We start from the raw sequence: 24,033 nt of genomic DNA on the forward strand, positions 1-24,033 counted from the left end.
CCTCCTACGTTCTTAAATGTTTTCCGGGATATATATTTATAATGTGCTTGATTGGAATTACAGTAACAAAAATTGTAAGAAAAATTATAAAAACAACATTGCATATCAATACATATAGTGTTAATGGTTTTACTAAGTATGTCTCAAAATAAGTATGAATTGTTCCCGAAAATATTTCTAACGTAATAAAAACTAAGAACATCGCTGCTAGAGAAATAAACAAAATTTGAATATATAGTTCGCAGTAAATAGATATATTAGAAGCACCTACTGCTTTTTTTAATGAAATCTCTCTTTCTTTTTTATAAATCCAAAATAAAACCGCAGAAATGCCAGAAACAATTGCAACAAGAATGAATTTATAATAATACTTATTTGCTGAATCTATATGTGTCACATGTAGTTCCTGAAGATCTCGTTCATTCAGTATTTGAACATCTCCCGAAAGCACTTCTTTACTCCTATCCATAAACTTTTTTATTTCGTTATGAATAGATGATGTAGGATTAACAACTGTTAATTGTAATTGTTTACTCGCGATAATACCTTTTTTAGATATAGTAGGTAAGTTTTGAAGTGGAACGTATATGCCTGCTACACCGACGTCACTGTCTTTTCTCGATATAGTTCCTATTTATATATATATATCATCAAATTCATATAACTCCTCTACATTCGTTTGATCGCCAACAACCATATCGCTTACATTTTCACGATGAAAATATTGTCCTTCAGAAATATATGGCTTCCAATAATAATCATCTTTTAGGTTCACAGCTATGATCTTTGTTGCCCCTGAACTATTTAATGCTTTTAAATGCTCTACGTAAATATCACTTCTAACAAAAGTATCTTGTATGAAAGGAATTACCTCTTCCAATTCAGTTGCATTCGCTATCGGAACAGTTAAAATTTGATTCTTCTCTGGAAAACCGATTTGAAAAGCAGATATAAAGTTTCGTTTAGACTCTGTTAAAAGTGCGGCTATTGATATAGAAAGAAAAGAAATAAAAAATGCCATAAGAAGAATGACTGAAAACAGTTTATTGTTTTTTATATTTTTAAAAGCTAAATACATGCCTCTGCTCCTTTTAGATAAGAAGGAGATGATAAACATCCCCTTCTCCTTATCCAAATATTTATAAAGACAACTGTTTAATGCTTTTTACCACTGTAATCGTAAGTTACCATTACTATCAAAAGTACCTTTGTGTGTATCTTCTTGATAGTCATTATTCTCATTAGCATAATGCTCAGAGTATAGTCCTTTTGCACCAAATGCGTTATATGCACCATTACTCACAGTTGCGTTTAATGCTCTTCCAGATTCATGGGATCCTAATTTGTCTGAAGCGCTTTCAATATATGAATTATTTCCATTTGATTTAATAAAAGAAATTGCTACTGAACAACGAGATGCATTTTGATTTGTAGTAGTTTGAGCTCTGTAAGATAGTAGGTTACCGCTTTTGTGACCGCTTAGAGTTGGATAGAATGCACTTGTTGAGATTGATGTTGCTAATATTACTAAAGTCGTAATTGAAAAAATTTTTCCTTTCATTAACAATCACCTCATAAATTAAATAGTTTAGTAGCGCTACATCATCATAATATCCTTCAAATAAATTCTCCTCCATAAGAAACCCCTATGTTTTACAAACTCTTTAAACACCTAAACATTCATACATTTTTAAAAAGTAACGTATAAGTAGCAATATAAAAAGGCTGTGGAGAAATGCTTCTCCACAGCCTCATACTTATTTTTGTAAAAACGCCTGCAAATCTGCAAACTGTCTCTTTGCATCTTCATAGCCTTGCTCATATAGATTTTGTAGTTTTGCCGTATCTTTTTCCATACGATCTACTTGAAGCTGTACTTCTGGACGAATAACAAATAAGTTCCCAGCTTGCTCTTCTTTTTCAATGTAGTGAAGTGTTTCATTATATACTTCATAACGATTCAACATCGTATTAACAAGTTTCGGATATTTTTTATAAGCTTTCGCTGCCACCCATCCAAACTTTGATTTTTTCTTAGCATAACCATGATTTCTCGTTAAAATAACGACTGATTTTTTAAATCCATCTTCTTGCGCTTTACGAACTGGAATTGGATCAGAAATCCCGCCATCTAATAACTGCTTACCACGGTAATTTACTACAGGTGCAATGAAAGGTAATGAACTAGATGCTTGTAATAAATTTAGTGCATCATCATTCGTTCCCTCTTTTTCAAAATAAACAGACTGTCCTGTTTCACAATCTGTTGTACCTACAAGGAAACGCTCTGGACTATTAAAATATGTTTCAAAGTCAAACGGGACATGTTTTTCTGGAATTTCATGAAAAATGAACTCCATATCAAACAATTGGCGTTTTCTCCATAAATTTTTATACGATAAATATTGTGGGTGTGATGCATAATCAATATTTACTGTTTTATTTCTATTTCTTTGTCTGGAAAGATACGACGCTGCATGACAAGCACCGGCCGATACACCAATTACATATGGAAAATATAAATCTTGTTCCATAAAATATTCTAATATCCCGCCCGTATATACACCACGCATACCGCCGCCTTCTAATACTAATCCCGTATTTTCAAGCATGTTATTCTCTCCTCTTTATATATTGACTCTTTAATTATTCACTATGTTAAGTATCTTTCTCTATTATATATGAGTTTTTTTAGAAATTATATTCAAAAGGCTTGAAATAAAGGAGTTTTTTCTTCCAATTATATTTCCAAATGTTTGGAGACATCCTTTATAAACCTTTGAATAAAATCTTGCTCTTCTTTCGTATATCCATCTAACAGTAGCAGCCACTTTTCTTCAGCTTGTTTATGCAATTTATCATGAGCTTTATATATTTCATTTCCGCTTTCTGTTAAGCGAAAGAAAATTTCTTTTTGATTATCTAACATTTGCATCTTCTCAACGAATTGCTTGTGAAACAACTTTGTACAAATTTTAGAGATTGCACCCTTTGTCATCCCCATTTCTGTTGTAATAGCAGTTACATTCATCAGAGCATTTTTTCCGATACACTCGATCACATGTAGTTCAGATAAAGACATACCACTTATACCTGTCTCACGAAGAAACTTCTCATTTTGCCCTTTCAAATGTTCTTCTTTTTTATGCAAAAGTGTACGAATGTCCGAAAGTATTTCCACTTGTTTCGTTGCATGATCCAATCCGTTCGCCCCCTAGGTTTCCAAAGAAACAATTTAACTATATACCATTTTAAAATCATTTTTTCATATTTACAAGTGAGAAAATCATGTTAAAATAAATTTAGTTTCTACGGAAACTAAATGATAAGGAGGTTAACATGATGAAAAAATCCAAACTACATTTCATTTTATATGTTGTCTGTATGAGTGCCTTACTCGGTTCCTTCGCTCAAAATATTTACACACCTATCTTGCCTATGATTCAAGCTTCTTTTCACACTTCTCTTTATCTAGTAAATTTAACAGTTTCACTATTCACATTCGTTCTTGCAATTATGCAGCTCATATACGGACCTTTAATTGATACAAAAGGGAGAAAATATGTCCTTATCCCTAGTTTAATCATTAGTACAATTGGTTCAATCGGATGTGCTTTTTCGGCGAACGTTTATTTATTTCTATTTTTCAGGGCTGTTCAAGCTACAGGAATAGCAGCTATCCCTGTAGTTGCAGCAACGATTATTGGTGATTTATTTGAAGGAAAAGAACGCGGAGAAGCGATGAGCCTGTATCAAATGTTACTTGCTCTCGCACCTGCAATTGGCCCTCTTATAGGTGGTTATCTCGGCAGTATAAATGGCCATTTATACGTATTTTTATTTTTATCTACACTTGGCATTCTCTTATTAATTATAAACATTTCACTACTTCCAGAAACAAAACCAACTGTAATTAAGCAACCGCAAGCAAAAAAGAGTTACTGGTTTATCTTAAAAAATAAAACTGGATTTTCTATTAATCTTATTGGCTTCATTCAATTTTGTATTTACTTTTGCTTCCTCGTTTTTTTACCAAGCATTTTAACAAATTCATTTCACTTAACTGCAAGTAAAATTGGTCTTATATTTGTACCGATGTCCCTTTCTATTATGTTAGGAAGTTATTGCTACAAGCTTTTGCAAAAACGCCTCACAACAAAGCAAGCTTTATTCATCACTAGTTTCTTCAATATTATATGTGTCACTTTATTCTCTTTCACATATAGCATCAATATCTCATTCATCATTATCGTTACATCTTTATACGGTTTTAGTATGGGACTTTCTATACCAACCCACACTACTTTATTAACGGAAGAATTCGTACAAGAACGCGCAACAGCCATCGGTATGTATAACTTCATACGCTATCTCGGTATGGGCACAGGGCCACTTGTAGGTGGATTTCTTGTATTTAATCAAAATTACTTTTGGATTTTCTTCCTAGGTGCAATTACATTTCTATTTATCATTTTATGCGCAATGAAAATGCTACGTTTTCAGGCTGTACAAAAAGCAAAATAGAGACCTATAGATGGTCTCTATTCTAAACTCTTTGATCTGCAACGATATGAATATCAATATACTTCGTTTCTCTCATAATTTCATTTACAATTGAACCTTTTCGAATTTCTTCCCACCTTGTTCTTGCTGATTGTCCGAGTAAAATTTGCGTTACTTGTAGTCTTTTCGCAACTTCAATAATAACATCCGCTGGCTTTCTTCCTTTTGCCTCTTCTAAAACAAAACTCGCATCAAATTGATTCGTTAGCGACTTCCACTCTTCAATCGTTTGCTTTTTCCCTGCTGCAAGAGACTCTATATTTTCCCTTTCTACGTTTAAGACATACAATTCAGCGTTTAACCGATCCGCCATGCGCCATCCCCGTCTTATTAACTTCTCTGCTGTTGAACTGTATTGTACACAAACGAGAATTTTTTCTTTCACGCCAATCGGTTCTATAACGGTTTGGCTAATTTTCTCGTCCATATCATCTGCCACTTCCCGAAGGGATAATTCTCTGAGTGCCCCTAAATTATTAAGCGTAAAGAAGTTTTGTAAGCTTTGTTGAATTTTTTCTTCCTTATATATCTTTCCATTGATTAATCTCTTCCGGAGTACCTCAGGTGTTGCATCAACAAGTTGAATTTCATTTGCTTTTTGCAAAATAAAATCTGGAATACGCTCTCTTACTTTTACATTTGTAATTTGAGCTACAATGTCATGAACACTTTCTAAATGTTGAATATTAAATGCTGATAATACAGATATACCGGCATCTAACAATTCCTGCACATCCATGTAACGTTTCTTATTTTTCGATCCGGGAATATTACTATGCGCAAGTTCATCCACAACAACAATTTGTGGTGCCCGCTTTATAATTCCTTCCACATCAAGCTCATAAAATCCCTTTCCTTTATAATCTATTTCTTTTAAAGGGACTTTTTCTAAATCAGCAATCGCTTCTTCTGTTTCTTCCCTCCCATGTGTTTCAATTAAACCAATTACAATATCAATACCATCCTTTTTCATCTCTCTAGCATCAAGTAGCATTTTATAACTTTTCCCTACTCCTGGAGCCGCACCTACATATAGCTTTAACTTCCCGCGGTTTTGCTGACGAATATATTCTAAATACTCTTCTGGTGTTCGCCTTTGAAACGTTGGTTTATAGTCATCCGCATACAAAACATTCACAACCTTTCTTTCGAAACAACACTACCTCAATCCGTTAGATTGAGGTAGCACTGTTACTATTTCAGTAGTTTCTGTAATTCTAAATTTAACTTTAAAACATTTACGCGGCTCTCTCCAAATAAGCCAAGTGCCGCACCTTCCGTTTGATCTTTAATCAATTGATCTAACGTTTCTTTCGGAACTTTCGTTATTTTTGAGATACGCTCTACCTGTACAGAAGCTGCCTTCGGACTAATATCAGGATCAAGCCCTGAACCTGAATTTGTCACTAAATCGATCGGCACTTCTGTAACTGGAACAGTTGGGTTTTGTTTCTTCCACTCTTCAATACTTTTCTCTACTCGTTTCTCTAAATCTGGATTAGACGGTGCATAGTTATTTGAACCAGATGCTTCTGCCTTATATTCAATACTAGAAACACGCCCATGAAAATAACGTGGATCTGTAAAATTTTGGCCAATTAATTTAGAACCAATCACTTCATTTTTATCATTATATATTAAACTTCCATCCGCATTATCCTTCATTACTGCTTGTGCAATACCAGTAACAATAAGCGGATATACAAGCCCGCACAACACTAAAAATGTAAAAGTAATACGGATGATTGGTGATAGTATATTTTGTTTCTTCGCCATCTTTTTCCCCTCTTCCTTATATGAACAAGCCGACAATTATATCAATTACTTTAATTCCAATGAACGGTACAATAACCCCGCCAAGCCCGTAAATAAGTAGGTTTCGGCCAAGTAGTGCATTCGAACTCATCGGTTTATATGCGATACCTTTCATCGCCAATGGAATGAGTAATGGAATAATAACTGCATTAAATATTAATGCTGATAAAATCGCTGACAGTGGTGATGTTAGTTTCATAATGTTTAATGCTTCCATTTGCGGAATCGCAAGTGTAAACATTGCTGGAATGATTGCAAAATATTTTGCAATATCGTTCGCAATACTAAACGTCGTTAATGCACCACGCGTCATTAACAATTGCTTACCAATTCCTACAACCTCAATAATTTTTGTCGGGTTCGAATCTAAATCAATCATATTCGCTGCTTCTTTCGCAGCTGTCGTACCACTATTCATCGCTAATCCAACGTCAGCCTGCGCTAATGCCGGCGCATCATTTGTACCATCACCCGTCATCGCTACAAGTTTCCCTTTATCTTGCTCTGCTTTAATAACCGCAATTTTATCTTCTGGCTTACACTCAGCAACAAACTCATCTACCCCTGCTTCTTTTGCAATCGTTGCTGCTGTTAACGGGTTATCACCTGTACACATAACCGTTTTAATCCCCATTTGGCGCAATTGTTCAAAACGCTCACGCATACCTGGCTTTACTGTATCCTTTAAATAAATTAAACCGTAAATACGATTATTCACTGCAACTACAAGTGGTGTCCCGCCCTCTTTGGAAATGGAATCTGCTTTTTGATTTACATCTTTCGGAATCATTCCACCTTGTGACCTAACCCATTCAATTACGCTACCTACAGCACCTTTTCTCACTTTCGTTCCGTCCTGTAAATCCACACCACTCATTCTCGTTTCTGCTTTAAACGGAACAAACTCACCTTGCTCTGCAATTTCTCGATTATATGATATAGATTTCATTTTTACATATTCTATAACTGATCGACCTTCTGGTGTTTCATCTAAGACTGAACTAATCGCAGCCCATTTCCCTACTTGCTCAATCGTTTCATTTCCTACAGGAAGCAGTGTATGTGCCATACGGTTCCCGAAAGTAATCGTACCTGTTTTATCTAAAATGATTGTATTAATATCACCCGCAGCTTCTACTGCTTTACCCGACATCGCTAACACATTGAACTTTGTCACGCGGTCCATCCCGGCAATACCAATTGCTGATAATAAACCACCAATTGTCGTTGGAATTAAACAAACTAACAACGCTACAAGTACAGCTGTATCAATTTGAAACCCTAAATAGTTTGTAAAAATCGGCAACGTCACAACAACGATTAAGAAAATAAGAGTTAAACTCGTTAATACTGTATTTAAAGCAATCTCATTCGGCGTTTTTTGACGAGCAGCTCCTTCTACTAACGAAATCATTTTATCAATAAATGATTCACCAGGATTACTCGTAATGACAATTGTAATCTCATCACTTACGACCATAGTCCCGCCTGTTACGGAACAAAAATCACCGCCCGCTTCTTTTATTACAGGAGCTGATTCCCCTGTAATCGCAGATTCATCAACAGACGCTAATCCTTTAATTACTTCCCCATCACTTGGAATCATTTCTCCTTGTTTTACAATAACAACGTCACCTTTTCTCAGATCAGTTGCTGAAACTTGAACAATGTCTCCATTTTCTTTTACAACATTTGCAAACACATCTTTCTTCGACTGTTTTAAAGAATCGGCTTGCGCTTTCCCCCGTCCTTCCGCTAACGCTTCTGCAAAGTTAGCAAATAAAACTGTAAATAATAGAATGAGAGAAACTGTTATATTAAACCATCCTGGTACACTACTAGAACGACTTGGAAGAAACGATAAAATGAACGTAATGATAAATCCAATTTCTACAACAAACATAATCGGATTCTTTATCATGACTTTCGGATTCAATTTCGCAAAGGATTGTTTCATCGCATGTTTCACGATATCACGATCCATCGTTTTCGCTTGTCTAACTTCATCTTCTACAGCATGTATTTGTGACTCATTTACTCTCTTTTCTTTTACTACTACCGGTCTCATCATTTACCCTCCATTACTTCAATGTAAGAAATTCTGCAATTGGGCCGAGTACTAACATCGGGAAGAATGTTAATGCACCGACAATTACAATTGTTCCGATGAAAATGCCGCCAAATAAACTATTATCCGTACGGAACGTTCCGACTGTTTCTGGTACTACTGTCTTTTCTTTCAATGAAGCTGCAACAGCTAGCATCGTAATTAAGCTGAAATAGCGTCCTAAAAACATAACCAAACCAGTGGTAATATTCCAAAACGGTGTATTATCCGCTAACCCTTCAAATCCAGATCCGTTATTCGCAGCTGACGATGTGTATTCATATACCACTTGCGTTAAACCGTGGAAACCAGAATGAGAAATGGCATCCGTTCCTAAACTTGTTGAAAGAGCTAATGCTGAAAACCCTAAAATAAGCAGTGGATGAAATAGTATCGTTACCGCAATTAATTTCATTTCCTTACCTTCAATTTTCTTACCTAAAAACTCTGGTGTCCGTCCAACCATCAATCCAGATATAAAGACTGCGATAATCGCATACATAATAATGTTCACAAAACCTGCCCCAACGCCGCCATACACTGTATTTAACATCATATTTACGAGTGGTACTAAACCGCCAATCGGTGTTAACGTATCATGCATCGTATTAACGGCTCCTGTTTCAGCAGCTGTCGTCACTGTTGCGTATAGGGAAGAAAATACTGTTCCAAATCGTACTTCTTTTCCTTCTGTACTCCCTTGTACATGTTCGATGCCCATTCCATTTAACGCTGGATTCCCATGTAATTCAGATGTAGTAATCGTTATAAATCCTAGTAAAAACACCATGAATAGTGATACGAAAAGGATACGACCTTGTTTTTTATTTCCTACCATTCGTCCGTACGTAAATGGAAGTGCTGTTGGCAATAACATCATAAGCATCATTTGTAAAATATTACTCATTTGCCCTGGATTTTCGAAAGGATGTGTAGAGTTTGCTCCGAAAAATCCACCGCCGTTATTTCCGAGTTCCTTAATGGACACGAATGATGCAACAGGCCCACGTAATATACTTTGCTTTGCCCCATCGATTGTTTGTGCTGTAACGGCCCCGTCTAACGTTTGTGGTACACCAAGTGCGACAAAGACTAGTGCCGCAATAAATGCGATAGGAAGAAATACTCTCGTTAGTGCTCTCGTAAAATCAACGAAAAAGTTACCGAGTTCCTTCCCAGCAAGCCCTCTTATAAACGCCATTACAAGTGCTAACGTCGTTGCTGGTGCTGCAAACATTAAAAATGTAATTCCGATTAATTGTGATAAATAAGATAAACCATTTTCACCGCTATAATGCTGTAAGTTTGTATCAGCCATAAAACTAATTGCTGTATTAAAAGCTAGCGTAGGCTCCATCCCTTCAATGTGTGCTGGATTTAATGGCAATACTCCTTGTAATCTGAAAATGAAATATACGACAACAATCATAAATCCATTTAATAAAACTAATGACAATGCGTACTGTTTCCACGTTTGATTGTATTCTTTTACACCCGTAATTTTAAAAATAAGTTTTTCAAAAGGCCCGAATACTTTATCTAACTTTTTACTACCTTGAAAGGCTTTCTCTAAATAAACTCCCATTGGCTTTGCCACAAGAATAAACAACAGCATCGTAATAACAACTGCGACCCAAATCATAATGAATGACTCCCCCTAATTAAAACTTTTCTGGATTTAATAATGCATACACTAAGTACACCGTAATTGCTGCAACAATAACCGATAAGGCAACCGTCATGATTGCTTCCCTTCTTTCACCACTTTATCTGACCAACTTGCAAGACTTACCATCGATGCGACTAACACAACAAAAATCCCGATCATTACAACATCTAACATAGCTACCCCTCTTCCCTGTAAAAATTTACCATTAAATTATCAAAAAAAGAACACTAAGCTCTACTTAGTGTTCGAAATGAACAACACAAAGTAAACCTCCTCTCTAAACGCTTACGAGGTTAGCTGTCGGATTCGGGCCTAAAGAGTAGCCCTACTTTCAAAACTGAAAGATTCACCCCAAGTGACGATGCACAAAATTGGTTCCCCCGCTCCATTTCTGGAACTCAGCGATTTTAGGTTTTTTTGGAAATTTTATGAATGATTTATGAGAGTAAATATACTCCTCTATATTTAACTTGTAAAGAGCTAAATTACTGAAAATAAGAAAATATCCATCTATTTAAACGCTTACATTGAGTGTTATTAATATTATTTCATCTGTTTTCTCGTCTTTTCTTTCTTTTTCACAAAAATGATCTTTTAAATACGAAATAAAAAGAGCGCATGACATGAAGTGCATAGCTTGTTGCACTTAGCATTCGCTCTTTTTTTTCACTATTTATTCTCCACGCAAAAACGCGCACAAATTTCTCCCACGAATATAAACTTGTGACAATTCTGCATGTAGCTGCTCATATTCGATAACATCTGTTTTTAAATATAAAGCGTCTTTCGATGGCAATATGATATAGGGCCTTGGAAAAATAGGATCCAGCACCACCAATTCTTGAACTCGCTCTACTGATACCGCCCAACGATTCGCTATATCTCCTAGTAACAACACTTTCATCTTCTTTTCCTCCACCCTATTCAAAAAATAAAAAAGAAATATTATCACAATTCGTAAACACGACAAATTTAGCTCCAATTGTTTCATAGAGCCTCGCTGGATATCGTTTATTCCTTGTAACAACAGTAATAGGTGCTTGAAAAGAAAAGCGAATGTGTTCTGTGAAGAAACTAACGATTGGAAGCTCATCCCCTAGTAAAATCACCTTCTTAATACACTCACAAATACTAGTAAAATCCTGCGCCTTACTACAGCTATAAGTCCAATCAAACCCACAATTCCTAACTTCAGCAGCTATCTCTTCACTTGCTGTAAAAATAATTAACTCATGTTGAAATGCTACTAAATCTCTTAAACTATTTACCTTGCTTTCTTCTCCAACACAAATAAGTGTTAATTCCATGTACCTCATCCTCCTTAGCATAAAAGAACTCAAACATAGATTGATATTCCCCTATACTAATCAGATCGATGAAGTGATGTATCCATCATGGCACCGTCCTCTCTCAAGACGCTTACGAAGTTAGCTGTCGGATTCGGACTTTGAGAGTAGCCCTACTTTCAAAATTGAAAGATTCACCCCTAGTGACACTGCACAAATTGGTTCCTCCGCTCCTTATATTTGGACTCAGCGTTTACAAAAAAATGTATTCTGGCTGATATATTACTCCTGTATTTGGAAAAAGTAAACAAAAAAAGCCAGTTACAAAACTGACTTTTTACTTACCTATGCTTGCGTTTTATTCAAATTATATGCAAAATGATTCGTCGGCCCATGACCACTTCCAATATTCAATGGCTCTTCAATTGCTATACTAATAAATCGTTTTGCTTCTTGAACTGCCTCTTCAATCGAATATCCTTTCGCAAGTCCTGCAGTAACCGCTGAAGCAAATGTGCACCCACTTCCATGCGTTTGCTTTGAAGGAATTCGTTCACTTCTAAATTCGATAAATTGTTCACCATCAAAGAGTAAATCAATTACCTCATTACCTTGATATTCTGCATGTCCACCCTTCATAAGCACGTATTTCGCACCTAATTCATGCAGTACTTTCGCAGCTTCCTTACTATCTTCAACATTATGAATCTCCATCCCAGTTAACACTTCTGCCTCAGGAACATTCGGTGTCACAACGGTTGCTACTGGTAACAAATATTCTTTTAATGCTTGTACTGCTTCTTGTTGTAATAATGATGCACCGCCCTTAGCAATCATAACAGGGTCTAGTACAATATTATTCCAACCAAACTTATTAATATGTTCTGCTACAATTTGAATAATTTCACTGCTAAATAACATTCCTAGTTTCACAGCATCTGGTGTTAAATCCGTACCAATTGAATTCAGCTGTTCTTTAATACCTTCTAATGGAACTGGATATACCCCTTGCACACCAAGCGTATTTTGAGCAGTAATTGCCGTAATTGCCGTCATCCCATACACACCGAGCTCTTGGAATGTTTTTAAATCTGCTTGAATACCGGCACCGCCGCCGCTATCCGATCCTGCAATTGTTAAAGCTTTATTTACTTTCATCCCACTCATCCTTTTCTATCCAAAATAGCGATGATAAATTGTTTTTGCTTCACTTATATCTTTCGTTCCATGTACGAGTACACGTCCATCTTTGAAAGCAACTAATCTCTTTTCTTCAACTGAAAATGATAATAAATATGGATTTACATTCAAATCATTCACACGATCTTTCAGCAGCTCTTTGTATCGTTCAAAATCCATTTCTTCTTTATGAGGTGGTCTAATTTGAACTGTATTTCTCCCGCATAAAACTGCTGTTTTCGATGTGTTTTCTTTATTTAAATACGGGTATATCGCATTCTCTCCGCACGAAGGACAATTATGCTTACGAAGCTTTTGCACATTCATACATGAATATTCATTCTTCCACACATCAAACGACACAAGTCCATCTCGAAGTAATTCATAATCTTCCACTAACAATTTAAGAGCTTCCGTTACTTGATGAGAAACGACGAGAGATACAGCAGGTGATATAATGCCCGCTGTATCACATGTCGCCCCGCCAAGCGGAATCGATTGTAATAAACAAGATAAACATGGCGTTTTACTAGGAAGAATTGTGTAAGAAAGGCCGTAACTCCCTACACATGCTCCGTAAATCCATGGAATAGAATGTTTTTGCGCTATATCATTCACAATAAAACGTGTTTCGAAATTATCAGTTGCATCAATCATTACATCTACGTTTGTAACGAGTTCTTCTAATTCCTCAGCTGTTACATCTTGAACGAGAGCCTTTACTCTTACTTCACGATTGATCTCTGCTAGACGTTTTTTTGCCGCTACAGCCTTCGGAAGATTATTTTCTACATCACTCTCTGCGTACAATTGTTGCCTTTGTAAATTACTCCAATCGACATAATCTCGATCAACAATCGTTACTGTGCCAACACCTGCTCTTACAAACATCTCTGCATTTGCACTACCTAATGCACCTGCACCGATAATGAGTACATGCTTTTCTCTTATTTTTCGTTGCCCTTCTTCTCCAATTGGAGAAAATAATTCTTGGCGAGAATATCGATTATTCAACTACGCTCATTCCTTCTAAAGGACTACTTGCAGTTGCACAACGTTTACGTGCAATACGCCCCGCTTCAAAGCCAATGCGCCCTGCCTCGATACCTAATTTCATTGCGTATGCCATCTTAATAGGATCTTTTGCTCCTGACACAGCTGTATTTAATAACACGCCATCCGCTCCTAATTCCATTGCAAATGCCGCATCAGCTGGACTACCAATACCAGCATCAACGATAACTGGTACTGTCGCTTGTTCAATAATAAAGCTTAAATTTAACGGATTTACAATACCAAGCCCTGAACCGATTGGTGATGCTCCTGGCATAATTGCATGCACACCTAGTTCTTGTAATTTACGTGCTAATACAACATCATCTGATGTATACGGAAGTACGATAAATCCTTCTTCCAGTAACATTTCAGATGCCTTTAACGTTTCTATTGGATCAGGTAATAACGTTCTATCATCACCAATAACTTCTACTTTGATCATATCGCAAAGCCCCGAAGCTTTTGCTAATTTTGCAATACGAACAGCTTCTTCAGCATTTTTTGCTCCAGCTGTATTCGGTAATAACTTATATTTTTTCACATCAAGTTTCTCTAATAAATTAGGCTGCTTTGCATCAAATATATCCATACGACGTACTGCGAACGTTAAAACCTCAGCCTCAGATACATCAATTGCCTTTTGCTGTACATCAAAATCAGGGAATTTCCCTGTTCCTAATAAAAGTCTAGAATGAAATGAAAATGGTCCAATGTTTAACATAATCAACCGCCTCCTACGAAAGTTACAATCTCAATTTGGTCTCCATCAAAAACAGACGTATCTGTATGATCATCTTTTTGTAAAATATCTTTATTACGCTCTACTACTACAATTCTGTTATCTAACTCTAAATGTGTAAGTAGCTCAGCCACTGTTTTTACACTCTCTGGCACTTCAAGTTGGTTACCATTAATTTTTAAATTCAAACTTCCATCCCCTTTCTAAACTGTTTTAGAAAGCAATGAATCTAGCAAATGATTCTCCTGCTTTCCTTCTATTAAATCAGCCATATACTGACCAGAAACAGGACTTAATAAAATACCGTTTCGATAATGCCCAGTACAAGCATATAAACCTTTTATTTCTTCATGCTCTCCCATATAAGGAGCTTCGTGATTCGATTGTGGTCTTAACCCTGCCCATGCGCTTTCCCACTCTGCTTCTTTTAAAGCTGGCAATATCGTATACGCACGCTCTAATATAGAAGTAATACTTTCTGGTTGCACAGTTTTATTAAACGTATGAGGCTTCATCGTTGCTCCAATTACGTAACGCCCGCCGCGCTTTGGTGCAATGTAAAACCTTTCTTGGAAAATAGGCGCCTTTAAAAGTGGTTTTCTACTTCTTACCGCTACTACTTCTCCTTTAACTGGATATGTACCCCATTCGCGGTGAAAATGACCTAGTAACTTCGTACTCCATGAACCACCCGCAATAACAACTTTTTCGCATGCTATAATACCTTCGCTCGTCACAATCCCAGTCACTTTATTATTTTCAATACGAATATCAAATACTTCTGCCTGTTCATATATATCAGCACCCGAGAATGATGCGGAATGTGCGAATGCTTTCGTAAGATCCGGTGCAATAACATGACCATCTTTCGGATAATATACAGCACCTATAATTGACTCCGATAGAAACGGCTCTTTCTCTCGTAAAAGGTCTCCTGTTAGAAAATAAGAATCTTCACCTATTTTCTGCTGCCAATCCATAATGTGAAGAATTCTTTCCTTCTCATCTTCATTTTGGGCAATGCGATAAATGCCTTTCTCTTCATACCCAATATCGATGCCTGTTTTTTCACGTAAAACTGCTGCAAGTTGTGGAAATATAGCACGGCTTTCTCTTGCAAGTTCAAATAGTGGGTCATATGCATCCCATTCTGCCTGAACCCCAAGTAAACCAGCGGCTGCTTTCGAGGCTTCAGATGCAATTCTTTGCTTCTCTATAATCGCTACTTTATGTCCTCTTTCTGCTAGAAAATGTGCAACTGAACTACCGATTACACCACCGCCAATTATTGCTACATCATACTTCTTACACATGTTTTTCCGCCCACTTTCTTATTGATTCCTTATAAGATTTCGCTTTGCTATACGGGTTACTACTACTTATAATCCCGGACATAACAGCAATACCACTGACACCGTTAGTAAGAACATCCCCGGTATTTTCCGTGGTAATTCCGCCAATTGCTGTAATCGGTATGGATAAACACTTTGCAATGTCTGAAAGCTCTTCAAGCCCTCTCGCTGGTACACCTTTTTTACAATCTGTCGGAAATACATGACCATAGACGAGTGAATCCGCTCCATTCTTAAATACATCGATCGCCTCTTCTAAAGAATGTACAGAATAGCCGACATGCAAATAAGAAAACTTTTCTTTCACTGACCTTACATTTGCGCTTCGATATCCGAGCTGCACGCGTGGAATGTTTAATAAAATAGCGATATCAATTCGATCATTTATCACTATTTTTGATGCCGGAAAGCCTTTCTTCAAAAGACTTTCCACACCTTTATACAAATCCTTCGTACTTTTCTCACGCTCACGAATATGCAAATAATCAATCTCACTTTCAATTTGCATCGCTACATTCACTAACTCTTCGAATGACATGTGACCATTTGAGATTACATGAAGCTCATTTTTCATATTCATTCGCCTACTTTAAAATATTTTCGAATAACTCATCGGCCGGAACGACTTCTTTCGTCATTCCTTTATCTTTCAGCCATTTATTTTGTTTCTCCCATGATTCTTTTGAATCTGATAAGAATGGCTCATCTTTCGTTTCCATTTTCTCTAATAAAATTTTCATACTTTCTTTTTCAACTTCTGGTACAAGTGGGAAGTTTTCTTTTTCTTGATGATTTAATAAAATATTTAATGCTTCATCTGGATTTTTCTTCATGAAATCATAGCCTTTTTTCGTACCACGTAAGAAGGCTTGTAACGCTTCTTTATCTTTTTTCAACGTTTTATCACCTGTTACAAATACAAGCTCATGATAATTCGGTACACCGTAATCAGCTGGATTAAAGTACGCTGGTTCATGACCTTCATGACGCATAACAGGTACTTCATGGTTAATATATGCCCCTGTTACCGCATCCACTTTTTTCGTAATTAATGCCGGTACTAAATCAAAGCCAACATCGACTACTTTCACTCTATCTGGATTACCACCAGCTTCTTTTACCATCGTTTTTAAATACATCTCACTTAAAGGTGTTCCAGAATAGCCGACTGTTTTCCCCTCTAAATCTTTTGGCGATTGAATGCCTGCTGATTTCAGCGATACAACATGATTTAATGGTGAACGTACGACAGCTCCAATTGATTTCACTGGAATTTGTTCATTTACTTTTGCCATGACAACATCTGGCTGATAATATAAGCCAACCGTTACTTTTCCTGCAGCTGCTAAAGTTAATGGATCAGTCGGATTAGAAGGGAATTTTATATTCACCTTTACTCCTTCTTCTTTAAAATAGCCTTTTTCAATTGCTGCATAAATAAAGCTATGTACCGCATTTGGGTACCAATCAAGCATGACCGTTATTTCTTTTTCCTTTTTCCCCTTATCTGATGCCGAATTACTAGAACATCCAGCGATCATTGCAACTAATAATGTCAACACAAAGATGCGTTTTAAAAATTTCATGAATACTTCCTCCAACTAATAAATTTCTTTTCTAATACTGAGATAAGTATGACGAAGAAAATAGCTAATAATGATAACAATACAATGGGTGCAAATACACCTGCTCCGTCTAACTGCGTCATCATTCTTTTACTGAAATATCCAAGCCCAGCTTGTGCACCGAGCCATTCACCGATTGCTGCCCCAATTACACTAAGCGGAACTGCAATTTTTAAAGCTGAGAAAAAATAAGGAAGAGCAGATGGTAACTTTAATTTAAGAAAAACATCTTTTTTCGTTGCCCCATACGTAACTAAGAGCTCCTCCCATTCTTTTTTCGTACTGCGTAGTCCATCATACGTATTGACCGCAATTGGGAAAAACGTAATTAAAACCGTAACAACGACCTTACTCCAAATCGTATATCCAAACCATAAAACGAAAAGCGGAGCAAGCGCTGTAATAGGAATCGTTTGTGAGGCAACTAATAATGGATAAAATGCTCTCTCCATCCAATTACTCGCATTCATTAACATCGCTAGCCCTATCCCAAGTACGATAGAAATAGCCACCCCTATTAAAACGACCGATAAAGTTGCCGGCAAATGAACCGTAAATAATATATCTTTTAGTTTCCATATCTTCATCACAATTGCAGACGGTGACGGTAAAATGTACATTTCATCTACGATTCTTGCGCCTACTTCCCAAAAGACAAGTAAAATACTAGAAAGTGTAAGGGCAGGTAACAGCTCCTTCAACCGGTTCATCATACAAGTACCTGCCTTTGTAACATACTAAGAAGCTCATCTTTAAGCGCTAACACTTCAGGCTTATATAAATCTTTTCTTGTTCGATTACGATCAAGCGGTACAACCCTCTCGGTTAAAGTAGTTATCGGTTGCTGCTCTACTACTAAAATTCGATTAGAAAGAAACAACGCTTCTTCCACATCATGAGTGATAAATAAAATTGTTTTTTCCCACTCTTTCCATTGTTCAAACAGCCATTCTTGCAAAGATGCCTTCGTTAAAGCGTCCAGCGCGCTAAACGGTTCATCTAACAGCAATATCTCCCCGCCTGTTAATAAAGTTCGAATGAAAGATACGCGTTGCCTCATACCACCAGATAGATCTTTCGGATATTTTGTCTCATACCCTTGTAAGCCAAATTTATGTAACAATTCCTTTGCCTTTATTTGCGCTTCTTTCTTCTGTACACCTTGGCACTCTAGCGGCAGGGCAGCATTCTCAATAATTGTTCTCCATGGCAGGAGCATATCTTTTTGGGGCATATACCCTACAGGATGGCTCTTTGTTTCTGTCAGCTCTATCTGTCCAGTACTCGCTTCTTCTAAACCTGTAATAAGGCGGAATAAAGTACTTTTCCCGCATCCACTCGGTCCGATAATACTTACAAACTCTTTATCTTGTATAGAAGCATTTAATTCATTGATGATTAGTTTCTCATCATAATGAAAAGAAACATTATGAAACTGTAGTATGTTCTTGCTCCTCAAATCCCCACATCTCCTTACGATAGGACATATCCCAGAATAAATATTCAAATCGGCTGGAATATAGGAAAATCTCCTCTAATCGATCTAGCTCTTTTTCAGACTTTCCAACTGCCATTTCATTTAATAAATCGATTAACCAAATACAAAGGTTACCGTATTCTTCAGAACTATATCCTTGAATCCACTCACCAAAGAACTCATGATCTCTTGCTCCATGAATATCATTTAAACGCTTTCCAATTTCCCAGTAGCTCCACATACATGGGAGAAGTGCCGCTATTAATTCCGCAAGTGTGCCATTTTGAGATACAGACATCATGTAATTTGTATACGCTAAATTTTTAGCAGATGGCTTTGCAGACTCTATCTCCTCTATAGAAATTCCAAGTCTTTTTGCATACTGTTTATGGATTGTCATTTCTCCATTTAATATGCCATCAATTTGTTCAGCAAATTTCCCCATTACTTGTGGATTCGTTGCTTTTACAACACCAATCGCATATAGCTTTGCATAATCTAACAAATATAAATAATCTTGAATAATGTAATACTGAAACTTATCTTTTTCTAACGTGCCATCTCCCAGACCTACTACAAACGGATGATTATGACTCATCTCCCAAACTGGTTGTACAGTTTCTAATAATCTATCGCAAAATTTCATTTCGCTATCCCCTTTCAATTTATATATCTAAATAAAAAACCACTTCTAAATAAGAAGTGGTTACAGCAAATAAAATTATAATTTATTCGTTGCTCCACTTCCCTTCGCTAGTATTACCTAGATCAGGTGTTATAAGGGTTAAGGATTATTCCTCTCTCAGCACAACAAGCACCCCTAGTGGTTTCAATATGAAATTTTCAACAAAAAAGCCCCGTTTCTATACGCAAAGAAACGGGGACTCATTATTAGTGTCCGAATTGCTTCCCTACGCTAGCATAATCTAGATCAGGTAATGAAAAGGATCAAAGGCTTACGGCCTACTCTCAGCTGGCAACACCAGCTCTCCTAGCAAACTATAAAATTATCACTGTCAGTATAACATCGTAATAAGACATCATCAACTATTTTAATTTTCTCAATTGTCAACAAAATATCAAAACTATATAATACTTATATTCTATCTTAAAAATTATTATCCTAATTAATTGGATAAAAAGGAATCATTATCCTCAAAAAATTTATTTTTATATTGATTTCATATTACATTTATGTGAATACACCCACTATATTATATCTTTATACTATAATAAAATTACAACTATACAACTAGAGGAGGTCTCTATTATATGAATATGAAAGCTACCGCTTTAACAGCAACTACTGTCGCAATTGCCTCTTTACTTCCTTCTATGGGAGAAACAAATGTACAAACAGCCAACGCTGAACAATTATCTAATGTGAAAACTGGTTATGTCAAAGTCGATCAAGTAGCCTTACATACAAAAGATAACGCAAATAGCTCTTCAATTGATACAATTCGCTTTAATACGAAAGTGAACATACTTGAAACAACTAATGGCTGGTATAAAGTATCTGTTAATAATAAAGTAGGTTACGTACAAAAAGATGCTATTCTACTAAAAAACAAACTTCAATCTAATAATCAATACATCGTTAATGCCAATGCATTAAACGTTCGTGCTGAACCTAATTTAGAATCTTCAATTCTAGATGTATTACCAAATGGGAAATACGTTACCATTCAAGAAGAACAAGGCGAGTGGTATAAAATTTTACATAATGGCAAAACAGGTTACGTACAAAAAGCGTTCGTGTCTAATGGTTCACAGCCTTTAGTAAAAGGTATCACAGTTCAAAATAATACGAAATACACAGTTGCAACACCTAAACTTAATGTACGTGGCAACGCTAGTACAAGTAGTGCGCTACTTGGTTCATTACAAAATGGTACACAAGTACAAGTAGTGGAAACTGTAGGAACTTGGTATAAGATCCGTTTTGGCACAGGATACGGATACGTGGCGAAACATTATGTGGTGCAAAATCAAATGCAATCACAAGCTCAAACGGCTCAAACTACTTCCATTCCAGCAGTTTTCAAATTCCCTACTCAAGGAAGAATTAGCTCAACCTTTGATATACGTTGGGAACAAATGCATTATGGTATAGATATTGCAGCTCAGGGTAATGTCTCTATCCAGGCGGCGGCTGCAGGTAAGGTTGTGAAATCATATTATTCAGCTAGCTATGGCAATGTTGTGTTCATCGCCCATCAAATAAACGGGAAATTATATACAACAGTCTATGCACACATGAAAGATCGCACTGTACAAGCTGGTGATCAAGTACAAGCTGGACAATTAGTAGGTCATATGGGAAACACAGGTCATTCATACGGGCAACATCTTCATTTTGAATTACACAATGGAGAATGGAATTTTGAAAAAACAAATGCAGTAAACCCACTGCCATATTTAGTTAGGTAAATTGTATGCAACGCAATATCAATATACCTCTCTTAATTGAATACTTAGCCTTTTTAGGTTTAATCTGTTGTTTAATCATTTACAATACAAACACTGTATTTTTATCTATTATCATTGCTTTTGTTGCTTTAGAAATTATGATGGAATCCTTTCAAGTACAACTAAAACAAAAAATTGCTCATATATATAATGCCATCTTTCTATTAAGTGCCCTAATAACAAATATTATTAGTAATGGTTTTTATTTATCTACCGTATTTCCTGTATTCTTTATGGCTGTTTTATTATTCATAGCTAGATACATTCATGTCCCTACTAACAAAAAACACGAACAAAAAGCTTAGAAAGAGGAGACACTGTGTACCGATCTTTCAAAGATAATCCGATAAAATATATATTGAATTTATACACAAAAATAAATACTTTTTTTGGTATACAAGGAAGCAATACGGCACAATTTCTCCTTTATGGAATGATATTTCTCGTCTTAATTGCGTTCTCCTTGCTTTACTAATAAAAAAAGGATCTCACATAAACTTGAGATCCTTTTTAATTTATATAAATTTTTTATATAGAAAATGCTCTTTATCCACAAGCATATTTTTCATAAATAAAGCTAAGATTATATTTTTTCTCTAAGCTCATTCTTTGTTCATCATCACACCAATAGAACAGAATGTCATGAATTGTTGCATAACGCTTATTTTTAAGAAATAATTTAAAGAATGATGGTAAACAATCATGTAATTGTATAAATATATAATTGCGTAATATTTCTTCTTTATATTCAATGCCCTTACAAATATACAGCAATTCTTCACAATAATATGCATGTTGCGGAACTTGAATCATTTCGAAAAATGGCACATATGATAATAACTTTCCGATAAAATGATCATATCGATCCATTATTCCTATCGTCATATGCTCCATCATTTCTTTCATTACATATAAATAATCATCTACATGAGTAGTTTTCAATGGGTCTAATCGATCTGAAATTTGAGAAAGTACAGCTCTTTGACAAGCTAACACCGCTTGACTAGGTCCATAATATGATAGGAAGTCTGTACACTTACGATATTTTCGTAATAAGTCATGTGTGTATAAGTCATACACAAACGTATTACAATACATCGCTAGACTCATCATATCACTATTTAATCGCTCTTTTGATAGTAATTTAGCTCTCTTACACATATAAAAGAATGTAAATTCCAATACTTCTTTATGAGATAATAGGTGTTTACAATCCGTTATACATTTCTCATTAAATTTAACCCTGTCCCAAATTTCTACATCCCCATCAGTCAATTCACCAATACGATATTTAATAATTAAATAGTTTAAAGCAACCGCTTGCGTCAAAAGATCCCACGTTTCATATTCCAATGAAGTGTGAACAAACTCAGCTAGTCCTTGAGTTATCATAAATGTATTTGCTTCTTCATACCAACCAATCTCTTGGCATAAGCGAAGAATACGTACTAGAGTTGGAATTTCATCTTTATGAAACTGCGGCAAATTCTTTATTTTATCCATTCCATATACGATAAATGCCGCTAAATTTTCTTCTTTATAAAATTCTTTTTCTTTCCACACTAATATAGTTCGTTCTTTCCCTTCACCTTTTGGATGACAAGGTACAAGTAAAGAAAATAATTCAGCGAAATTATTTGGTTCTATATATGTATCTGTAACCAAATTCCAATTTGGATCGCGCTGTACAGCCCTCATATAATTCCCCTTCCCTTTTGTCTACATAGGAAATATTAATCCATTATTACATCATTAACAATGAATATTGTTATATTCGAAATCTTTCATAATACTTATATCTATCAGTATATCATTTTTTCTCTTATTTAAAATTAGGAATGACAAATTTAAATAAACTGTCGAAATTACTAACTGTATACTTATATTATATAATGTCTCAGATACATCATGCTAACATATTAGTTTAATCCATATATACTAGAATAATGCATCTGATTTTTATACGTAACTTATTCCACTAATGAACGACTCTCTTCATTCCGTATGCTCCGAAATTTCACTTAAAGCAAATCCAGCTTGATCATCTGCCGATTCTCTTATAGCTAAATCACCTAGTGCTAGCATCCCCACGAGTTGACCACCCTCAACTACTGGTAATCGTCTAATTTGATACTGTGCCATTAACTCTGTAGCTTTTTCAATAGAATCATCTGGAGAAACTGAAACAATGTTTGTTGTCATTACATTTGTAATTTTATTAGATCCAGGATGTTTCTCAGCAATCCCACGAACAACTAAATCTCGGTCCGTAACAAGCCCAACAACTTGCTCATTTTGAACAACTGGAATCAATCCAATCGATTCTTCTTTCATCTTTACAGCAGCCTCATATACATTGTCTAGCGGTGTACAATGTACAACATGAGTACTCATAAAGTCTCTCACTCGTGTCATTTTTATCTCCTCCTTTTTATACATACCATAGCTTTTCCTAAATCCCTTTATTTATTTCAGGAAAATCAGTTGATAAAGGAGGATTCGACAAAATAAAAAAGAGTCAGCATATTGCTGACTCTTTTTTTATGACCCGTACGGGATTCGAACCCGTGTTACCGCCGTGAAAGGGCGGTGTCTTAACCACTTGACCAACGGGCCATGGCTCCGCAGGTAGGACTCGAACCTACGACCGATCGGTTAACAGCCGATAGCTCTACCACTGAGCTACTGCGGAA

Annotated in this window: 26 protein-coding genes, 2 tRNA genes, 1 pseudogene and 4 riboswitches; of the genes and pseudogenes, 3 read left to right on the forward strand and 26 right to left on the reverse strand. The window is 35.9% G+C overall.

The annotated features are described in order from the left end of the window. Positions 1–4: 4 nt before the first annotated feature. From MKO96_RS22895 to MKO96_RS22910, 4 genes and pseudogenes are all read right to left on the reverse strand, one after another. Positions 5–1,078: pseudogene (locus MKO96_RS22895) on the reverse strand (ABC transporter permease). Positions 1,079–1,165: 87 nt separating this feature from the next. Next, positions 1,166–1,561 (reverse strand): hypothetical protein, encoded by a 396-nt coding sequence (locus tag MKO96_RS22900; RefSeq protein WP_001969711.1) that lies wholly within the window; start codon positions 1,559–1,561, stop codon positions 1,166–1,168. Between the two features lie 196 nt (positions 1,562–1,757). Continuing rightward, positions 1,758–2,612 carry a patatin-like phospholipase family protein gene (locus MKO96_RS22905; RefSeq protein WP_131247280.1) on the reverse strand — a complete coding sequence of 285 codons (855 nt, stop codon included), beginning with the start codon at positions 2,610–2,612 and terminating at the stop codon, positions 1,758–1,760. A gap of 128 nt (positions 2,613–2,740) precedes the next feature. Then, positions 2,741–3,202 (reverse strand): MarR family transcriptional regulator, encoded by a 462-nt coding sequence (locus tag MKO96_RS22910; protein ID WP_240588787.1) that lies wholly within the window; start codon positions 3,200–3,202, stop codon positions 2,741–2,743. 140 nt (positions 3,203–3,342) lie between these two features. On the opposite strand from MKO96_RS22910, the gene MKO96_RS22915 reads away from it, so the two are divergent. After that, the gene (locus tag MKO96_RS22915) at positions 3,343–4,524 is read left to right on the forward strand and encodes an MFS transporter (RefSeq protein WP_240588788.1); all 1,182 of its coding nucleotides are present in this window, start codon (positions 3,343–3,345) and stop codon (positions 4,522–4,524) included. Between the two features lie 22 nt (positions 4,525–4,546). On the opposite strand, the gene kdpDN is transcribed toward MKO96_RS22915, so the two are convergent. The 18 genes from kdpDN to tenA all read right to left on the reverse strand — a co-directional run bounded on the left by kdpDN (position 4,547) and on the right by tenA (position 19,514). Continuing rightward, positions 4,547–5,701 (reverse strand): KdpD-like non-kinase potassium sensor, encoded by a 1,155-nt coding sequence (kdpDN, locus tag MKO96_RS22920; protein WP_240588789.1) that lies wholly within the window; start codon positions 5,699–5,701, stop codon positions 4,547–4,549. A gap of 56 nt (positions 5,702–5,757) precedes the next feature. Beyond that, a complete protein-coding gene (kdpC, locus tag MKO96_RS22925) occupies positions 5,758–6,339 on the reverse strand; it encodes a K(+)-transporting ATPase subunit C (protein ID WP_087979502.1) in 582 nt (193 codons plus the stop codon). 16 nt (positions 6,340–6,355) lie between these two features. Continuing rightward, a complete protein-coding gene (kdpB, locus tag MKO96_RS22930; RefSeq protein ID WP_240588790.1) occupies positions 6,356–8,446 on the reverse strand; it encodes a potassium-transporting ATPase subunit KdpB in 2,091 nt (696 codons plus the stop codon). Positions 8,447–8,459: 13 nt separating this feature from the next. Beyond that, on the reverse strand, positions 8,460–10,127 hold the full coding sequence (gene kdpA, locus MKO96_RS22935; protein WP_098355166.1) for a potassium-transporting ATPase subunit KdpA: 1,668 nt from the start codon (positions 10,125–10,127) through the stop codon (positions 8,460–8,462). Between the two features lie 19 nt (positions 10,128–10,146). After that, positions 10,147–10,227: a K(+)-transporting ATPase subunit F gene (kdpF, locus tag MKO96_RS22940; RefSeq protein WP_000214976.1), complete on the reverse strand. Its 81-nt coding sequence runs from the start codon at positions 10,225–10,227 to the stop codon at positions 10,147–10,149. After that, positions 10,224–10,328 carry a SipW-dependent-type signal peptide-containing protein gene (locus MKO96_RS22945; protein WP_000887892.1) on the reverse strand — a complete coding sequence of 35 codons (105 nt, stop codon included), beginning with the start codon at positions 10,326–10,328 and terminating at the stop codon, positions 10,224–10,226. The genes kdpF and MKO96_RS22945 overlap by 4 nt, the downstream gene beginning before the upstream one ends. 94 nt (positions 10,329–10,422) lie before the next feature. Further along, a riboswitch (cyclic di-AMP (ydaO/yuaA leader) is annotated at positions 10,423–10,568 on the reverse strand. A 259-nt stretch (positions 10,569–10,827) separates the two neighbouring features. Then, positions 10,828–11,058: a hypothetical protein gene (locus MKO96_RS22950; RefSeq protein ID WP_240588791.1), complete on the reverse strand. Its 231-nt coding sequence runs from the start codon at positions 11,056–11,058 to the stop codon at positions 10,828–10,830. Between the two features lie 16 nt (positions 11,059–11,074). Then, the gene (locus tag MKO96_RS22955) at positions 11,075–11,461 is read right to left on the reverse strand and encodes a hypothetical protein (protein WP_142313234.1); all 387 of its coding nucleotides are present in this window, start codon (positions 11,459–11,461) and stop codon (positions 11,075–11,077) included. Positions 11,462–11,554: 93 nt separating this feature from the next. Next, positions 11,555–11,702, reverse strand: a riboswitch (cyclic di-AMP (ydaO/yuaA leader). Between the two features lie 83 nt (positions 11,703–11,785). Continuing rightward, the gene (gene thiD / locus MKO96_RS22960; protein WP_240588792.1) at positions 11,786–12,607 is read right to left on the reverse strand and encodes a bifunctional hydroxymethylpyrimidine kinase/phosphomethylpyrimidine kinase; all 822 of its coding nucleotides are present in this window, start codon (positions 12,605–12,607) and stop codon (positions 11,786–11,788) included. A 6-nt stretch (positions 12,608–12,613) separates the two neighbouring features. Continuing rightward, entirely contained in the window at positions 12,614–13,633 is a 1,020-nt protein-coding gene (thiF, locus tag MKO96_RS22965; RefSeq protein ID WP_087979495.1) for a thiazole biosynthesis adenylyltransferase ThiF, read from the reverse strand. Continuing rightward, positions 13,626–14,396, reverse strand: coding sequence for a thiazole synthase (thiG, locus tag MKO96_RS22970; RefSeq protein WP_087979494.1), 771 nt, complete (start codon positions 14,394–14,396; stop codon positions 13,626–13,628). Before thiG ends, thiF begins: the two co-directional genes overlap by 8 nt. A 2-nt stretch (positions 14,397–14,398) precedes the next feature. Continuing rightward, positions 14,399–14,602: a sulfur carrier protein ThiS gene (thiS, locus tag MKO96_RS22975; RefSeq protein WP_001049510.1), complete on the reverse strand. Its 204-nt coding sequence runs from the start codon at positions 14,600–14,602 to the stop codon at positions 14,399–14,401. Positions 14,603–14,617: 15 nt separating this feature from the next. Continuing rightward, positions 14,618–15,727 carry a glycine oxidase ThiO gene (thiO, locus tag MKO96_RS22980; RefSeq protein ID WP_240588793.1) on the reverse strand — a complete coding sequence of 370 codons (1,110 nt, stop codon included), beginning with the start codon at positions 15,725–15,727 and terminating at the stop codon, positions 14,618–14,620. Beyond that, a complete protein-coding gene (gene tenI / locus MKO96_RS22985) occupies positions 15,720–16,340 on the reverse strand; it encodes a thiazole tautomerase TenI (protein ID WP_240588794.1) in 621 nt (206 codons plus the stop codon). Before tenI ends, thiO begins: the two co-directional genes overlap by 8 nt. 10 nt (positions 16,341–16,350) lie before the next feature. After that, entirely contained in the window at positions 16,351–17,352 is a 1,002-nt protein-coding gene (locus MKO96_RS22990) for an ABC transporter substrate-binding protein (protein WP_240588795.1), read from the reverse strand. Beyond that, a complete protein-coding gene (locus tag MKO96_RS22995; RefSeq protein WP_240588802.1) occupies positions 17,349–18,101 on the reverse strand; it encodes an ABC transporter permease in 753 nt (250 codons plus the stop codon). Before MKO96_RS22995 ends, MKO96_RS22990 begins: the two co-directional genes overlap by 4 nt. Continuing rightward, positions 18,101–18,850 (reverse strand): ABC transporter ATP-binding protein, encoded by a 750-nt coding sequence (locus MKO96_RS23000; RefSeq protein WP_240588796.1) that lies wholly within the window; start codon positions 18,848–18,850, stop codon positions 18,101–18,103. Before MKO96_RS23000 ends, MKO96_RS22995 begins: the two co-directional genes overlap by 1 nt. Then, positions 18,819–19,514 (reverse strand): thiaminase II, encoded by a 696-nt coding sequence (tenA, locus tag MKO96_RS23005; protein ID WP_240588797.1) that lies wholly within the window; start codon positions 19,512–19,514, stop codon positions 18,819–18,821. The genes MKO96_RS23000 and tenA overlap by 32 nt, the downstream gene beginning before the upstream one ends. 82 nt (positions 19,515–19,596) lie before the next feature. Then, positions 19,597–19,700, reverse strand: a riboswitch (TPP riboswitch). A gap of 59 nt (positions 19,701–19,759) precedes the next feature. Further along, positions 19,760–19,871: riboswitch (TPP riboswitch) on the reverse strand. Positions 19,872–20,140: 269 nt separating this feature from the next. Here tenA and MKO96_RS23010 point away from each other — a divergent pair. Next, the gene (locus tag MKO96_RS23010; protein WP_240588798.1) at positions 20,141–21,301 is read left to right on the forward strand and encodes an SH3 domain-containing protein; all 1,161 of its coding nucleotides are present in this window, start codon (positions 20,141–20,143) and stop codon (positions 21,299–21,301) included. 5 nt (positions 21,302–21,306) lie between these two features. Continuing rightward, positions 21,307–21,645: a hypothetical protein gene (locus tag MKO96_RS23015; protein ID WP_087979487.1), complete on the forward strand. Its 339-nt coding sequence runs from the start codon at positions 21,307–21,309 to the stop codon at positions 21,643–21,645. Between the two features lie 241 nt (positions 21,646–21,886). On the opposite strand, the gene MKO96_RS23020 is transcribed toward MKO96_RS23015, so the two are convergent. From MKO96_RS23020 to MKO96_RS23035, 4 genes are all read right to left on the reverse strand, one after another. Next, on the reverse strand, positions 21,887–23,038 hold the full coding sequence (locus MKO96_RS23020) for a DUF3965 domain-containing protein (RefSeq protein WP_240588799.1): 1,152 nt from the start codon (positions 23,036–23,038) through the stop codon (positions 21,887–21,889). A gap of 297 nt (positions 23,039–23,335) precedes the next feature. Then, positions 23,336–23,755, reverse strand: a complete 420-nt coding sequence (locus MKO96_RS23025; RefSeq protein WP_240588800.1) for a CBS domain-containing protein — start codon at positions 23,753–23,755, stop codon at positions 23,336–23,338. Between the two features lie 129 nt (positions 23,756–23,884). Continuing rightward, positions 23,885–23,956, reverse strand: a tRNA-Glu gene (locus tag MKO96_RS23030). Position 23,957: 1 nt separating this feature from the next. Further along, positions 23,958–24,032: transfer RNA gene (locus tag MKO96_RS23035), tRNA-Asn, on the reverse strand. Between the last annotated feature and the right edge of the window lies 1 nt (position 24,033).

The sequence above is a fragment of the Bacillus sp. ES1-5 genome (genome assembly GCF_022487605.1).
Taxonomy (GTDB): Bacteria; Bacillota; Bacilli; order Bacillales; family Bacillaceae_G; genus Bacillus_A; species Bacillus_A wiedmannii.